Raw genomic sequence first — 14,631 nt, forward strand, 5'->3', positions numbered from 1 at the left:
TTTTAGAAATTATTTGGAACGGCTATTCTACCGTTACCTGATAGGTCAGGTATCGAACTCCAATTATAGTAACTTCTCTTCATTTGATAGTATGCATGTAAATTTGATTCATTTCCGTTTAAGTACCTATTACTATAACTTGCAACTTCTGCATCGCTACGAGCATCGTTCCAGACTCGATATTCATTAAGTTTTCCTTTGAAGTAATCATTATATTTAGTACCTACAAAATTTCCGCTACCATCAAAATCGCCATCTATATCTTTTCCGACTATCCATTTTTCTCCCGATTCGTATGGATTACGATCGTATAAAGGGATAGTGTCCACTTTAGTGCCGTCTACATAGTATCGTAGCTGGTTTGCAGAAGAATCTACAACCCAAGTTAGCAGAGTGTAGCGGTTTAAAGGTATAATATTGTTCGAAGTAATATCACTATGTTTATTTGTTCGGTTTGGGTAATCCTTATAGTTAGATCCCATGGCACCCTTTCCACCTTGGAATAGTGAGAATTTCTCATTTCCATCATCTGCTGTTCTTTCAATTAGTGGAGATCCACCACCATAACCTGTAATGTTAATTCTTGCCTCTAGAGTCATTGAATTATTTCTTTCACCTAGATCCCCATACTTTCTAAGATCTAGGAAGTCGTTAACGCCATCAAATTCTATAAAGGCTCGATTTACAGTAAGATCGTATGTTGCGACTTTACAAGGTTTACTAGGAAAATCGGCATCGCATACAGTAGATGTAATTGTGTAATTACCAGGAAGGTAAGTAATACCACTGCTATAAGTGTTATTGAATGTACTTCCGTAACCTTGATAACCTGACCAGGAAATGTCGTAGTTCTTACTACCTTTTGAAGCAATGACTTTAAATCCAACATTTTGGTCTTCGAATACTGTATCCCCATCAGAGGAAACAATATAGGCTTCTATAGGCTCATAGATAGAATCCATAGTTTCGTTGAAAACCTTACAATTAAATGAGTTTAATGAGTCACAAACCTGAACTTGTATTCCATAACGCCCTTCTGGGTATTTTTGATAACTTCCATATTTGTTAACATCGTTAATCCCATTGTATTTATTCCAACTTGATACTGTATAGTTCCCAGTACCGTTAATTGCAGTAACTTTGAATCTAACTTCATCGTGAATGGTAATGGAGTCAATGTTTGATAAGTCTGTACTGGTCCCTTTTACGTTCGCAATTATATCTGCAGAGACTCTAAATGTTACTTCAAACGTTTTAGATACTGTCATACAGTTGCTTGGATTATTCGTATCACATATTTCTGCTGATACCGTTTGATTAGGTGTAGGAGAGTATCGAGTGGTAGCAGCATACGTGTTCTCTGAACTAGAACCTGAATAACCAGACCAGTTACGAACAACATAGCTTCCTGTCCCTCCAGAACCATCAACCTTAAAGCGAATATCTTCTTCGTAAGTAATGTAATCCTTATTTGGGTCCATTATTAGATTAGCGCTTATAGGTGTAGATACATTAAATGATTTTGATACAGTCTTACAATTCGTAGAGTTATTGGCGTCACATACCGTTGCAGTAATCGTTTTGTTTCCTGTTGTAAATTTCTTTGTTCCTCCATATGTGTTTTCTGAGCTAGATCCAGAGTATCCTCCTGACCAGTTCTTTACGATGTAAGGACCAGAACCTCCTGAAGCATCAACTTTGAATCTTATAGATTCATTAGTAGTAACATAAGGTTTGTTAGGGTTCATAATCATTGAAGCAGTAACAACAGATGTTACTGAAAAGGTTCTAGAGTCTGTAACACATGGTTGCGAAGTAACAATCGCGTCACAGGCAGTTACATCTACAGTTTGATTTCCTATTGGATATTTTAGAGCGGTTCCCCACTTGCCTTCAGATGAATTCCCATTGGAGAAGTTGTTCCATGTTAGTGTATAACTTCCTGAACCACCAGTTACATTACCTCTGTGATTGATATTTTCTTGATCAGTGTAATGAGATTTAGATGGTGAAGATTCAATGTTAGGGACTATTGGTTTATAATCTTTTACTTTGAAATTGTAGTTTTTAGTCGTACATAAGGAGTTTGGTGCTGCTTCATCACAAACTCTGAATGTTACAGTTTGGTCTCCTATAGGATAATTTACATCTGTTCCCCAATTACCTGGAGTATTGTTTGCTCCAGAGTAATTCGTCCAGAACGTTTTGTAATAGCCTGAACCTCCTGAGACATCGGCTTTAAATCGAATTCGTTCTACGTCATAAATATCTCTAGTAATACTAGGTGTAATCGTTACATTGAGTGGGTCATAATTTACAACATCAAATGTATAGGTCTGAGTTCCACAATTTCCACCTGTATCACAAGCTTGAGCTGTGATCTGGTGGTTACCTTGCGTATACTTTCTTGTACTTCCCCATGTATCAGAAGAATTGGATCCACTATAGTTAGTCCAAGTGATGTTATAAGAACCGTTTCCTCCAGTAGCGATTGCTTTGAATCTGATATCCTCATAGTCGAAGTAACGAGAGCGACCAGGGTCAGCCATAACAGAAACTTGAACTGGATTGAAGGAAGACGGTGATGAGTTGACCGTTAGATTGAATGTATCTGTAGCACATGTAAGCGAAGGCTTATTATTGTCACAAACTGTTACTTTTATAGCTTTTGAACCAGTGTTGTAGGTTTCTTGGGGTCCAAAAGAATCGTTATTTGGTGAGCCGTTATAACTATTCCAAGAGATGTTGTAGTTCCCGCTACCTCCTGAAGCATTTACTTTAAATCGAATAGGAGTCGAGTCATTAATTGTATTAGACTTATCTGTCTGGATATTTGCTTGAATAGGAGCATCTCCTACAGCAAATGTTTGAGCTTTAGTATCACAAAGTCCATTAGAGTCACACATCTTAACAGACACATTAACTACTTTTGGATCACTGTAATTTACACTTACACCTGAACAGTCACTATTACCTGAATAATCTCCTGTCCAAGTACACGAAACAGTTCCTGAAGATGAAGATGGAATTGCTTCGAATTTTATTGGCTGATTAATGTCATAAGGCGGACTATAAGCTGAACCGTCTGACTTCTTAGCAACGATATTAAAATCGATACTATTTTTAACATTGACCACAACGTCATCAGACGTAACCTCATTCCCGTTGGCATCTTTAACGGTTACTGAGACAGCTTGATTCCCCGCTGCGTATTTTTCATAATCTCCAAATTCTCCATCGGATTGCCCTCCGTTATAGTTTGTCCATGTAAATTGATAAGGAGGAGCACCACCATAAGTGGAAGCACTAAATTGGAACTCTGTTGCTGTTGTATAAGGACCATTGCTAGGGAACATATTTATTATTGGTTTGGCTAATGGTTCTTGTGTGTTACCAGAAACAACAGGGGTTAATTCGTCTTCACTTAAAGCTTGGTTGAATTGACCATTCGTCGTACCTTCCCATAGTGTGGATTGTTGCATTAATTTAGGGACGACTACAGTAGCAATTGCACCAATGGAGGCGAGTATGATTACCCATTCTAGGATAAAGGCACCCGAACGTTCGTTAATAAACTTTTTAAACATTACAAATCACCTCCTGAAAATTCTGTTAGATAATAAACGATTTTGATTAAAATACAAGGAAATACTGGAAAAAGACGGGGTGTTTAAATAAAAGGAAGAAATAGAGTTAAAAGAATTAAATAGGAGGGGTGATAAGAACAGACATTTTGTAAGAAATGAATTGGTAATTGTGGATGGTGTGAAGGACTGGGGGTGTTGCAGTGAGTGGTTTTTTATATCTTGCTTTAGCGTTGGGAGTTGTCGGTTTTGCCTTCAACCTAACAAATAGAAGAAAGTATTCTTTCGATAAGGAATATAGCAAGTGTGAAAGTCCTATCGAACAGAAGATGATGAAAATACTTAAAGAGGCTGGATATCGTCCATATACTCAGGTTAAAAGTGGATTCTATCGAATAGACATCGCGCTTTATAAAGGGAAGAGGAAATTCGCGATCGAATGTGATGGCAAAGCCTATCATACCTCTAAAGAACAACGGGCTCACGACAGGAAGAAAAACGTATTTTTAAAGAAGAAGAAATGGCATGTGATTCGACTTGAGGGGACACACATTCATAGTAGTCCAGAGTATAGCCTAGAAGTCATTCGTAACAGAGTAAAATAGAAAAGCCTACAAGGTAGGCTTTTTACATAATTTCTTTATCTGTCACATTTTTTAGGAACCCTAATACAAAATACGGTGCTGAAGAAAACAGTAATGCTGTAGAGAAATTACCCACAGCCCAAATGATGATGAAAAACATTGAAGAGATTAACACCGTTACTGCAGGAGTGTAGGCGTTAAATAGTTTTTTCCATTCACCATCCATTAGAAACGCACTTCCGAAAAAGTACATGATAGATGCTATAGCACTAATTAATACATGTGCAAAGAAAGAAGTAGTGTCGTTAATCTTCATGTTATTAAACATAAAAATGATAAAAGTGATCAATGCAGGAGTGAGACACTTAACAAAGAACACAACATCATGTTTAAATTCCGCACTTTCTTCTTTTTTAGCTAAAACTTCTTTTTCTCTTCTTTTTGCTTCGTTCATTTTGTCTAAGATTGTAGCCATAATGATTCATCCCTTCGGTATAGTTTAGTAGTTTGTTCTTTTATAATATGGATTTGTCGGATTGGTAGAAAAATATAGAATTTGTTGGTATATTTAACTAAAACGATAAATGAGGGGATTAGCTTGGATATAGCAAAATCCAGCGCTATTTTATATAAACAGGAAAGAATTGCACGTCACATTATTTACTGCTATTGCTTATATGTGAATTTTGTATGCCTTTCATATGTATTTATGCCTGCATTTCTAGAAGCGAAAGTGTTATATGTGCCTATTCACATACCGATCTTTGTTCTCTTCGGGATCGCTTTGGTGAATTTGACCAAACAACAAATGGGTGATCTATTAGAAAGAAGAGAATGGGAACGAAAAAAAGAGAGAGATGAGTATAGAAAAGCACATTGGATATTAAAACATATTGGAGCGGGATTACTTAGTTTTATATTTCAGTTTTGTGTACTAGTTCATCTCATGCTGTCTACGCCAATACTGAAGTGGGAGTATAGTCATTTAATCAGCCCTATAGGGATTCCGTTGATCACTGCAAACTGTTTTCTAACTATACTTTTCTACCGAAAATACATATTTAAGAGATAAAAAAAGAAGTGCTCGAAGTGAGCACTCAATGGTCCAGGAGACCTGATCGTTGACTTTCTATTTTTATCCATGATAAATTGTTATTAGACAAAACAAGATAATTCATAAATTGGTTGCACGCCAATGCAATCAATTACAGGGCGAGGATCTACAATCCTATGAAGCCATAAATACTTTTTTCAACTTCATAAACAGTGAAGGGTTTGTGTTAGAAGCGATTGACCGATCGATTCTACTGTTCTTCATTTGTTCCGGAGTTGCTACTCGTTCATTCAATACTAGTTTTTGCAAATTGCATTACCCCCTAGAATTATTGTTCCGCTTTTGCCGAAGCGGTTCAACACAATTATAAGGGAATTTAAAGTGAATAGTGAAAAGAAAAAGACGCTTCCAGCCAAGGAGCGTCTTTTTTATACTTCGAATTCAAATCCACCTTCTTTATTGTAGGGCTTTTTATCAGATTCGTTATGTTGGTTCTCGTCTTGGTCTTTATTATTCTTACTATCCTGTTGAGTTCCGTTTCTGTGTCTCTGTTTTTCTTGGTTGTCTACTTTGTCACCTCGCCTTACTATAGGCATCCGTTTCGTTGGTTCAATCGGAAAATCCATTTGATCACCCCGTTTTCGAATATAATCGAAAGTTAAGAGTTAGCAAGTAAGTTTTGGTTTCTTATGAACCTTCGGCTGCATCTCTTTCTCCAATTGGAAATGCAAAGTTAATTATATTGTTATCCCGCTCGATGACAATTGAAATATTTTGACCAGGTTCGTATGTTCTAATGATTTCAGGCAGTTCTTTAGCAGCTCCAAGCGACTTACCTTGGGCGGATAAAATTATATCTCCCTCTTGTATGCCTACCTCACTAGCAGGACTCCCCTCGATAACACTTGCAACTTCAATACCTCGGTCTGAATTGATAATTTCAATCCCTATAAAACCATGTGGTTCGTTATCCTTCTGAGTTGTTTCTTCGACATTCATCGGAGACTCTATCATTTTCTGTATTTCAGGTTTTATATGTTCGATAGGGATAGCAAGACCAATACCTTGAGAGTTCTTCATAATGGCTGCAATCATCCCAACGATATTTCCATCACTATCAACTACTGGACCTCCAGAATTACCAGGGTTGACCGGCGCGTCTACTTGAATCAAACCAGGATAGTCGTAAGTTTTGAAAGAGAGGTCTCGGTGTTTAGCAGAAATGATTCCTTTCGTCATTGAATGATTCATACCTAATGGGTTTCCGAATACAAAAATTTCAGTACCCTCATCAATACTTGAAGAGTTCCCTAATGGCACTCCCGCTGCTTCTTCATTTTGAGAATCAAAACTCAGTAATCCAAGGTCTTTCTTTTCATTCACTCCGACCAATGATAGGTCAAAAAACTCACCATGATATAACTTCCCTTTAATCGATTTCACACCATCAACTACATGATGGCTGGTTACTATGTATTTTTCATCTTTGTGAAGTATGACAAATCCAGATCCATATGCCTTGTTGCCATCTTCTTGAATCATTTGAAGATTGACTACGTTGTTTTTAAATTCCTCATAAACATCTCCTCTACTTTCACCTGACCTTTGTACGCTCCCTTTCTCATTATCTACGTTAACCCCTAGGTATGCGAAACCAATGATCAATAGAAAAGAGGATAAAGCCAGTATTCTTAACACTCTATATAACAAGTGCAAAAGAGCACCTCCTTCCATCGTGCTCATATTAAACGCAAAACTAGATTAATGGAATTATTAGGACAGAATATTTCATGTTTCTGTCTCTATGGAGAAAACAAGGGAGATATCTATGAAAAAAATAATGTTGATATTGATCATTATAGGAATTGTTTATTTATCAAACACGCCAGGATTAAGAGTTTCGGAACTACATACTTGGTTTAATGAACCTAGGTTCGAGACCAACATTGAGATAAGTCAGTTTTTCGATACGACAAGTGATTTCTATTTGCCATGGGAAGATTTCTTATATAAAGAATTCATATTACATAAATTAGGGCACATCGGAGCATATGGGTTACTTTCTGTATTTATCTATCTAAATTTAAAGAGTAAAAGCTTTCGTTTAACAAGAGTTTGGTTGCTGACAACTGCCTTTGCTATCACGGATGAAGTACATCAATATTATATTTACGGTAGGAGCGGTAGAGTAATAGATATCGCTTTTGATTCTCTTATATGCTTGATAACAATTGTGCTCATCTACTTGTCTAATCGTAAAAAGGAAAAGATACTAGCTAACCACCAAGAGGTTGCCTAATCGTTTACAAAACTAAGAAAAGACCCGCTCTAGTGAGTGGGTCTTTAACATTTTAATATCTTTTATATAGCAAAAGCTAATTGACCAATTTCGCTATCCTCATGAGGGATAACCTTTTTAATCGAATTTGTAAGGAAGGAATGAAGTTTGTAAGCAATTCTTTTGAATATTGTATAGCACACACTTTGCCCAATGCACTCAACCTTCATCTTATTACTGTCTCCTAAGTTTAAATGTTGAGGGATGCCTTGCAAAAGACGAATATGTTCCGCTTTTAAGTAGGCATACGTATCTTCCTTTGTGGGGTGTTTAATCCAGTTTTCAGGCTGTTTTTTATGGTGACTTTTCGTAATAGTTCCGATATAAGCGTCCTTAGTTATATCGAAAACCGTCATTTTGTGGTTGTGAGACATCTTACCTTTCTGCCTATCTAAGAAGTAAAAGAGCGTCTTGTCCGTTTCTGGTGTAACCCATTCTAAGTCATCGATCGCTAGGTTGCCATCAGCTATGATTGGACTAATATTTTTACCTGTAGGAAGAGGGAATGTGAACCCTTCAAACAGAGTAGCTAAAAAGAAGAATCGTTTGCGTTGGGTTCTGCTTCCATAATCTAAGCTATTTAATTGTGCTTTCGAAACGTAGAACCCTTCCTCTTTAAAACACAATTCAAGAGAGTTTCCCGCTACTTTTTCAAACTCAGGCACATTCTCGATAAGAATAGCGTTGGGACGTTCTAATTTTGGCTTTTCCCAAAACAGTCTCATTAAGTGCATGAATAAGTGCATTGTATGAAGCTGTTTATTTGTACCATTCGAAGATTTCGAGTAATCGGTGCAGTCCAAAGTAGCTAACCAAACATCCGCATAAGGTAAGTGCTCTGACTTTACTTGCTCCATAGGGACATTGAAGATCATACTATTAGGATTATTGGACGAATACAAATCAGCAAATTTACTTTCATTACCTTCTTTTGGGTTCCATTCAATTGCAGCTACCTCATCAAAACCTGCTAATTTCATCGCTTCTGTAGAAATACCGCTACCTGCACAAAAGGTAATCGATTTTAGATTTGTATCGAATTCTTGATTTTGCATTTTTGAGGTTTTTGTATTCTTTTCACCTTTTACGATTATGTGATACTCACCATTAGTCTCTACGATGAATATGAGGATTTGATCACACCCTTCCAAAGCTGAGCGAATATCTTCACTAGCTTTATCAATTACAGGGATAATGTTGCCTTTTTTCACCTTTTTAGAAATCTTATTGGTGCCATTTTCATCTAACTTGAATGTAACCTCGTTAGTAGCTGGATTAGTTTCTGTTGTAATGCGACTTCCGAATTCAAATCCGAATTTAGAGAACATAACCCAGTCAATGTACAGTCGTGTCCCTTTGTAAGTCATTTTTCTATTTAATTGAGATACGATATTCATTTGCAATCACTCCAAGTTTTTAAAAGTCTATCACGGTTTGATTCTGATGGATGTATTTTCACAAACAAAAAAGCATCGATCCCTAAATTTAGGTATCAATACTTTGGATTATATTTTCAGATTTAGGTTGAGAGCATTTGCAAGATCGAAAGATAACTAAAGTATAGTGCTTGAACAAAAAATGCTACTCCCCATATCATTGTAGGGATAAACGTTTTCCTTGCTAGGTTTGAAGCGTCGCCCGTATTTTTTCGATCTTTAAGACTCAACTTCAGAATTGTAAAAGAAGAGTATAGGCTTTCAATCAAGATTACAGATATAAAAAATAGCAAAACGTATGGAGTAAATGTGGCATCTATATTGATATATAAGAAATAAAGAATACCTCCAAAGGTAAGTAACCAAAAAGCGCCATACAAATTACGTACCCATAAAAGCAGATTTACTAATACAAATCCCATTAATATATATAGGATCCAATTCACTTCTCCGCTAGCATAGAGGTAGAAGAGGAGAAAAGACACAGCAGATGAAAAAGGGTAACCTGCCATCGTTGTGAGGACCCCACCAGACCAAGATGAGTCATCGGTCTCTGCAGCTCCAGACTTGTCATAGAATATCCTAATTGAGCGAACTTTGCCGCTAGTTAATAGAGACATCAAAGCATGACCAGATTCATGGATGAGAGTCTCTAAACAGTAAATGTACTTTCCGATTACACGAATTCTCGAAATAGAAAAAGCGATTATGATCATTATTAAATAGAGCATGAAGACCTCCTTAAGTATTTAGTAAATTATAATGAATTATTGAGGAAATGGTGTAAAATCAAAAACGATTTATAAAAAGAGCTTGGAAAGACAATTGTCTCCAAGCTCTTTTTATTTTATAGCCTTATACACCAGGTTCTTGTTTGCTTTCTTCTTTATCAGTATCCTCAGTTACATATTTAATCCTCTTATGATTAGCGTTGAAGATGTATTCTGTGAACTCTTCAATACATATCTCAATGTCTTTTACGGTTAACTCACAATCTCTCAAATCGCCAGCGTCCATTTTTTTACGTATCAACTGTCGGATCGCTACTTTAAGTTCTTCTTTAGGTTTCCCATTTAGTGTTTTGGAATATGCCTCTACAGAATCAGCTAAAAGAAGGATACCTTCTTCTTTAGTATGAGGAGTAGGGGTCTGGTACCTAAAGTCTTCTTTATCAACTTCGTGACCTCTCTTCTTGGCTTCATAATAGAAGTGTTCTAATAAAGAGTCGCTATGGTGACATTCAATTAATTTAATGATTGGTTCAGGGATCTTATGTTTACCTTTTTGTGCTCTGCATAGTCTCACACTTTCAAGTGGATGGCTCCTAATAATTTGAGCGCTTTCTCTTGGCTCGATAAAATCATGAGGGTTATAGCCGGGCTCTGTATTCTCAATAAAATACGATGGATTCTCCATTTTCCCTACATCGTGGAACAAAGCACCGATCCTCAGGAACAAACCGTTTGCTCCTATCTTTGAAGCGGCTCGCTCAGCTAGCAACCCTACCGCCTGACTGTGACTATGTGTACCATTAGCCTTTTGAACTAGTTCATCTATTAGAGGGTGACTAGTTCCGTTTAACTCTTGTAGCTTTACAGTAGTGATAATGCCGGTGAAATTCTCTACAGTTGAGAGGCTACCAAGAGCAATGATGGACGCGATTACTCCCGCCACGATCATAGGAAGGGCAAATTTCACCTGTAATAACTGGTCAAATGAGTATGCAAGTATGATGTGAGAAATGGCAAGCACTATACCAACAACTAGACCAGTTTTGGCAATGTCAGAACGTGTTTTCATCTCTACAAAGTAAGTAGCCAATATGATTCCCGCTATGATGGATAATGACAATACAATATAGTCATTACCGCTCAATAAGAAGCCTAATAGGATAGATGTAAAAATAACAAATTGCCTTCCCCAAAAGACTACGAAAATCATCAATGCCGTTAATAATGGGATAAACGTACCTAAAGTGCCTTGGAAGAACCTAGAGCATAGTAACACCAGCATAATTAGTCCTAAGACAAAAGCGTAGTTCCTAATGCTAGAAAACGTTTTTGAAAAGAATCGAGTGCAATAAAGGTGAAATAGGACGGTCGTTAATAATATGTATGGGAGTTGTTTCAATATATCTTGTAGATGGTAACCGGTCTTTACAAGTCCCAATTGTTTCAAAGCCTCATATTGCTCTTCGGAAATTTTATCGCCCTCTCGAACGATGTATTGCCCTTTTGCAATCTTCGTATAAACAGGGGAGACTTCTTCAAGTGCAGCTTCCTTTAGTTCATTCGTTCTTTCTTTATTTATCGTTAAGTTTGGTTCGAGCCGTTCTTTCAGTTTATCTACCAGCGCATCCCTTACATCCTTTGTGAAGAAGTAAAAGTTTGTGTTACCTTCAAACTCATCTTTCGTAGCTTGTAAATTTTCTATCGTTATCCCAGAAGAGAAGACTTTCTCAAGCTCTTTAGAAAAGATATCGTTCATTCGGATAAGTTCGGATTCAGGAACATTAACAAACATTTGGATTTCTTTATTGGAATACGAAAGTGGATTCATAATGATATCTTTTTGTTCTACTTTCTTTTCCGCCTTAATTTTATTTTTATAAGTAATGACAGACTTGATGAATTTATCTAATTCACCTGCAGTTTCTTGGTAAACGGATTTATCTAAGTCATACTGGGTTTGTACTTGGGATAGTACGGCATCTTTTTTGTCTTCAGTAGCCGGCTGATCAATATATGTAATAGATTTTGGAGCTTCCACTTTATAATCATATGATTCTCCTACTTTGAAATCTTTGTAAAAGAAATAGGAGGGTTGAAGGATAAAGGTAGTCATGAGAATGAATACACCTAATAACAAGTAATGTTTTATTGTGAACATCTTATTCATCGAGTTTCTCACTCCTTTCCATAGTGAAACACTTGGTTAAAGACAAATATAATGCTTTTTAGAAAGAATGACAATAATTAATAAAAAATATCTTTTAATGATATTAAAGACCCGACCAATGTAGATCGGGTCAATTTTTGTTTAATTGTAAGTATCAAATGATACGTTATCGTCAATCACTTGAACCCAAGTTTTGCCTGAAGATAGGTTTACTGTGTAGCCGTTAGCAGTATAAAATTCAATAGATGAATCTTTTTCTTTTTTCCAGTACCCTTCAATCATTGTTCCTTCTGTGAAGTAAACCGCAAGCCCTTTCCCTTCAAGCTCAATATTTATACGACCTTTATCATCGTTTAAGCTATTATGTTCAGCAGACATTACAATTACATTTGATGTCGTTATCGCTCGGTCGTTTTCTTTGTCTATTTGTTTCTTTCCTTCAAGTGAACGTTCATAGCCATTTATCTCTGAATTGTAATCGTAACGAACTGTAGTAAAGGCATTGTACTCAATTTCAAGAGAAGAAGCCTTGGGTTTTTGGTCATAGTTCATATCTTCGAAATCAAAACCTAGATTAGAAAAGTCATAATCAAATCTTGGTAGTGTTGAAGTTTTCAAATATGCATTATGTGGAGCATACCTTTCTTGATCTCGATAAAAATATTTACCATCCTTAAGCCCGTCTATGTGAGGGATAGAAGTGGTTTTTAATTCTTTATAGGCTTGTGGACTCCCTCCATAATGTAAGTAAGGAATCTTGTAACTCTCTGCCATTGGTATGAAGTAATGTCTGGAACTTCTTATGGGTCCAACTGTTGCGGGTGTCTCATCATGAAACAGAGCTAGATATCGAGTGATGTTTCCCTCGACCTTCATTTCATACACGATGTCGGCAGAAGACAACCCTGATTGAGGTCGAGCTGCTTGGGAGTTTTCAATCATAACAGAGAAAGCATTGGGTTCTGGCTCTAGAAGTGACAGCCCCGTAGCTGGCGATTTAACACCTGGTTCTTCGTGTGTATCATTAATCGTTTCGTGGTCGATGATTTCATCCTCAACAAGGTTCTCTGGAGGTGACTGTTCTAGTTCATTTTTATCCCCACCACAAGCAACTAAAAATACAGTTAATAATATTAAGAGTGCGCCTTTGTTCATGCTACACCTACCTTTCTAATTAAATCCATTAATTGTTTTTTGGGTTTAATCCGATTTGTCCTTGAGAAGGTTTTTGATAGATAACACTAAAATTGTAGGTGAGGGGGGTGTTGAGCTTGAAAGTGTTTTCAAAAAAGATTAGTTTTCTTGAAGTGTGTATAGGTGGATTACTCACAGCGATTTCTTTTTCTTACTTACTAAATTTGCTACTACTTCCGACCTTATATAATAAGTTTGGATTGATGTATGAGGATGTGAAGTTGATTGGGATTTCCACTGGATTGATAACAGGGATCTATATGTTTGGTCGGAGTGAATTTAGAAAAGTAGATGAAATGAGTTTTGAGGAAATGGAAAAGGAAGATATCTTAAATACTAAAAAGAACATAGTTGCAAATTATTCGGAAGCCGCTCAAATGTTAAGAAAGAGCGGATATTAATGAAGGATAAGTTGGTAAAACTGAAGGAATTGCTAGGGGCTGCAAAGAGGGTAACGGTTCTCACTGGGGCAGGTATTAGCACCAGCTCTGGGTTACCGGACTTCAGGGGAGAAAATGGGTTCTACTTAAACGAATATGATGTAGAAAGCGTAATCTCTAAGTCTTTCTTTCAGGGCAATCCGAAGGTTTTTTGGAAGGCATTCAAAGAAATCTTTCAACTGAAGTTAGAAGAAGACCTACTCCCTAACTACGGTCATTACTTTTTGAGGGAATTAGAACGTTCAGGGAAAGAGGTCTCCGTTTTCACACAGAATGTTGATGGTTTACATTATAAAGCTAGAAGTAGCAAAGTATTTGAAATGCACGGAAACGTCAGAATGGCAAAATGCCCAAAGTGCAAAGTGGAGTATGATATCGAATACATAAATAGTTATGATATCCCTAGGTGTATTCGTCAGAATAGCAAAGGGGTAACTTGCAACTTTATCCTGAAACCTAACGTTGTATTATTTGGAGAAAAAGTACATCATTACAACGAAGCTATCGAGTCAATTTATGACAGTGACCTATTATTGGTGATAGGAACATCATTAGAGGTGTATCCTGTAAACCAAATTCCAAATATATTTAAAAACGCTCCATTAATAAATAAGGTACTCATCACAAACGAAAGAACACAGTACGATAATCTTTTCGATCTTGTGATTAACGACGATATTAACCGTACTTTAAGTGAAATAGATTTGTATTGAAGGATGCAACCAATCAAATTCACGAAATTCCATCTTTTTTTCGCGCAAAACTCCTATATGTGATTAAATATTAAAAATCACTCAGGAGGTCATATGATTATGACAATTAAAGCGAAAGTAAAATTCGATGAAAGACCTGAACATTTAAAGAAAGTAATACGTGAAGCTGTAAGCAGGTTGCCAAAACCTAAAAACCTATATGTATACTATGAAGGCTTCAGTAATGCGTCTTTGGAGGCTTACTATCACAAAGAGTTGAAAAGACAAATTGTGAAATATGCTATATACCAAGACTGCGGATTGGATACAGGAGTAGAATTAGAGAGTGACGAGCAACTTGAGTTAGTAATTTAGATCGTAGAAACTTAATTCTAGAAAATGGACAACTCG

15 protein-coding genes are annotated in these 14,631 nt (G+C 36.6%); 6 read left to right on the plus strand and 9 right to left on the minus strand.

Features of this window, described 5'->3' with window-relative positions; translation table 11 throughout:
* Window positions 1–2 precede the first annotated feature (2 nt).
* Window positions 3–3,587, minus strand: a complete 3,585-nt coding sequence (locus ACXAEY_RS24645; RefSeq protein WP_474816111.1) for a LamG domain-containing protein — start codon at window positions 3,585–3,587, stop codon at window positions 3–5.
* Between the two features lie 200 nt (window positions 3,588–3,787).
* Between ACXAEY_RS24645 and ACXAEY_RS24650 the strand changes: the two genes are divergently transcribed.
* The gene (locus ACXAEY_RS24650) at window positions 3,788–4,189 is read left to right on the plus strand and encodes a DUF559 domain-containing protein (protein ID WP_474816113.1); all 402 of its coding nucleotides are present in this window, start codon (window positions 3,788–3,790) and stop codon (window positions 4,187–4,189) included.
* Between the two features lie 22 nt (window positions 4,190–4,211).
* On the opposite strand, the gene ACXAEY_RS24655 is transcribed toward ACXAEY_RS24650, so the two are convergent.
* Window positions 4,212–4,643: a hypothetical protein gene (locus ACXAEY_RS24655; protein WP_474816115.1), complete on the minus strand. Its 432-nt coding sequence runs from the start codon at window positions 4,641–4,643 to the stop codon at window positions 4,212–4,214.
* Window positions 4,644–4,766: 123 nt separating this feature from the next.
* On the opposite strand from ACXAEY_RS24655, the gene ACXAEY_RS24660 reads away from it, so the two are divergent.
* Window positions 4,767–5,240, plus strand: coding sequence for a hypothetical protein (locus ACXAEY_RS24660; protein WP_474816116.1), 474 nt, complete (start codon window positions 4,767–4,769; stop codon window positions 5,238–5,240).
* Window positions 5,241–5,396: 156 nt separating this feature from the next.
* On the opposite strand, the gene ACXAEY_RS24665 is transcribed toward ACXAEY_RS24660, so the two are convergent.
* The 3 genes from ACXAEY_RS24665 to ACXAEY_RS24675 form a co-directional block, all read right to left on the minus strand.
* Window positions 5,397–5,531, minus strand: a complete 135-nt coding sequence (locus ACXAEY_RS24665) for a hypothetical protein (RefSeq protein ID WP_474816118.1) — start codon at window positions 5,529–5,531, stop codon at window positions 5,397–5,399.
* Between the two features lie 119 nt (window positions 5,532–5,650).
* A complete protein-coding gene (locus ACXAEY_RS24670; protein WP_474816120.1) occupies window positions 5,651–5,848 on the minus strand; it encodes a hypothetical protein in 198 nt (65 codons plus the stop codon).
* A gap of 61 nt (window positions 5,849–5,909) precedes the next feature.
* Entirely contained in the window at window positions 5,910–6,938 is a 1,029-nt protein-coding gene (locus tag ACXAEY_RS24675) for a S1C family serine protease (protein ID WP_474816121.1), read from the minus strand.
* Window positions 6,939–7,050: 112 nt separating this feature from the next.
* Between ACXAEY_RS24675 and ACXAEY_RS24680 the strand changes: the two genes are divergently transcribed.
* A complete protein-coding gene (locus ACXAEY_RS24680) occupies window positions 7,051–7,521 on the plus strand; it encodes a VanZ family protein (RefSeq protein WP_474816123.1) in 471 nt (156 codons plus the stop codon).
* A gap of 62 nt (window positions 7,522–7,583) precedes the next feature.
* Here ACXAEY_RS24680 and ACXAEY_RS24685 read toward each other — a convergent pair whose 3' ends face one another.
* The 4 genes from ACXAEY_RS24685 to ACXAEY_RS24700 all read right to left on the minus strand — a co-directional run bounded on the left by ACXAEY_RS24685 (window position 7,584) and on the right by ACXAEY_RS24700 (window position 13,049).
* Entirely contained in the window at window positions 7,584–8,957 is a 1,374-nt protein-coding gene (locus tag ACXAEY_RS24685; RefSeq protein ID WP_474816125.1) for a DNA cytosine methyltransferase, read from the minus strand.
* 122 nt (window positions 8,958–9,079) lie between these two features.
* Window positions 9,080–9,727: a M50 family metallopeptidase gene (locus ACXAEY_RS24690; protein ID WP_474816127.1), complete on the minus strand. Its 648-nt coding sequence runs from the start codon at window positions 9,725–9,727 to the stop codon at window positions 9,080–9,082.
* 124 nt (window positions 9,728–9,851) lie between these two features.
* The gene (locus ACXAEY_RS24695; RefSeq protein WP_474816129.1) at window positions 9,852–11,894 is read right to left on the minus strand and encodes an HD family phosphohydrolase; all 2,043 of its coding nucleotides are present in this window, start codon (window positions 11,892–11,894) and stop codon (window positions 9,852–9,854) included.
* Window positions 11,895–12,035: 141 nt separating this feature from the next.
* The gene (locus ACXAEY_RS24700) at window positions 12,036–13,049 is read right to left on the minus strand and encodes a DUF3048 domain-containing protein (RefSeq protein WP_474816131.1); all 1,014 of its coding nucleotides are present in this window, start codon (window positions 13,047–13,049) and stop codon (window positions 12,036–12,038) included.
* Window positions 13,050–13,165: 116 nt separating this feature from the next.
* Here ACXAEY_RS24700 and ACXAEY_RS24705 point away from each other — a divergent pair, with 116 nt between their 5' ends.
* From ACXAEY_RS24705 to ACXAEY_RS24715, 3 genes are all read left to right on the plus strand, one after another.
* The gene (locus ACXAEY_RS24705) at window positions 13,166–13,489 is read left to right on the plus strand and encodes a hypothetical protein (RefSeq protein ID WP_474816133.1); all 324 of its coding nucleotides are present in this window, start codon (window positions 13,166–13,168) and stop codon (window positions 13,487–13,489) included.
* Window positions 13,489–14,241, plus strand: a complete 753-nt coding sequence (locus ACXAEY_RS24710) for an NAD-dependent protein deacylase (RefSeq protein WP_474816135.1) — start codon at window positions 13,489–13,491, stop codon at window positions 14,239–14,241. Before ACXAEY_RS24705 ends, ACXAEY_RS24710 begins: the two co-directional genes overlap by 1 nt.
* A 99-nt stretch (window positions 14,242–14,340) precedes the next feature.
* Entirely contained in the window at window positions 14,341–14,595 is a 255-nt protein-coding gene (locus tag ACXAEY_RS24715; RefSeq protein WP_474816137.1) for a hypothetical protein, read from the plus strand.
* Window positions 14,596–14,631 lie beyond the last annotated feature (36 nt).

This window comes from Anaerobacillus sp. ABA4_114, from assembly GCF_056159065.1.

Bases quoted from the DNA above. Each gene is read 5' to 3' on its own strand.
- ACXAEY_RS24685 (WP_474816125.1), bottom strand. From the start codon at position 8,957: ATGAATATCGTATCTCAATTAAATAGAAAAATGACTTACAAAGGGACA.
- ACXAEY_RS24690 (WP_474816127.1), bottom strand. From the start codon at position 9,727: ATGCTCTATTTAATAATGATCATAATCGCTTTTTCTATTTCGAGAATT.
- ACXAEY_RS24655 (WP_474816115.1), bottom strand. From the start codon at position 4,643: ATGGCTACAATCTTAGACAAAATGAACGAAGCAAAAAGAAGAGAAAAA.
- ACXAEY_RS24700 (WP_474816131.1), bottom strand. From the start codon at position 13,049: ATGAACAAAGGCGCACTCTTAATATTATTAACTGTATTTTTAGTTGCT.
- ACXAEY_RS24680 (WP_474816123.1), top strand. From the start codon at position 7,051: ATGAAAAAAATAATGTTGATATTGATCATTATAGGAATTGTTTATTTA.
- ACXAEY_RS24715 (WP_474816137.1), top strand. From the start codon at position 14,341: ATGACAATTAAAGCGAAAGTAAAATTCGATGAAAGACCTGAACATTTA.
- ACXAEY_RS24710 (WP_474816135.1), top strand. From the start codon at position 13,489: ATGAAGGATAAGTTGGTAAAACTGAAGGAATTGCTAGGGGCTGCAAAG.
- ACXAEY_RS24645 (WP_474816111.1), bottom strand. From the start codon at position 3,587: ATGTTTAAAAAGTTTATTAACGAACGTTCGGGTGCCTTTATCCTAGAA.
- ACXAEY_RS24670 (WP_474816120.1), bottom strand. From the start codon at position 5,848: ATGGATTTTCCGATTGAACCAACGAAACGGATGCCTATAGTAAGGCGA.
- ACXAEY_RS24695 (WP_474816129.1), bottom strand. From the start codon at position 11,894: ATGAATAAGATGTTCACAATAAAACATTACTTGTTATTAGGTGTATTC.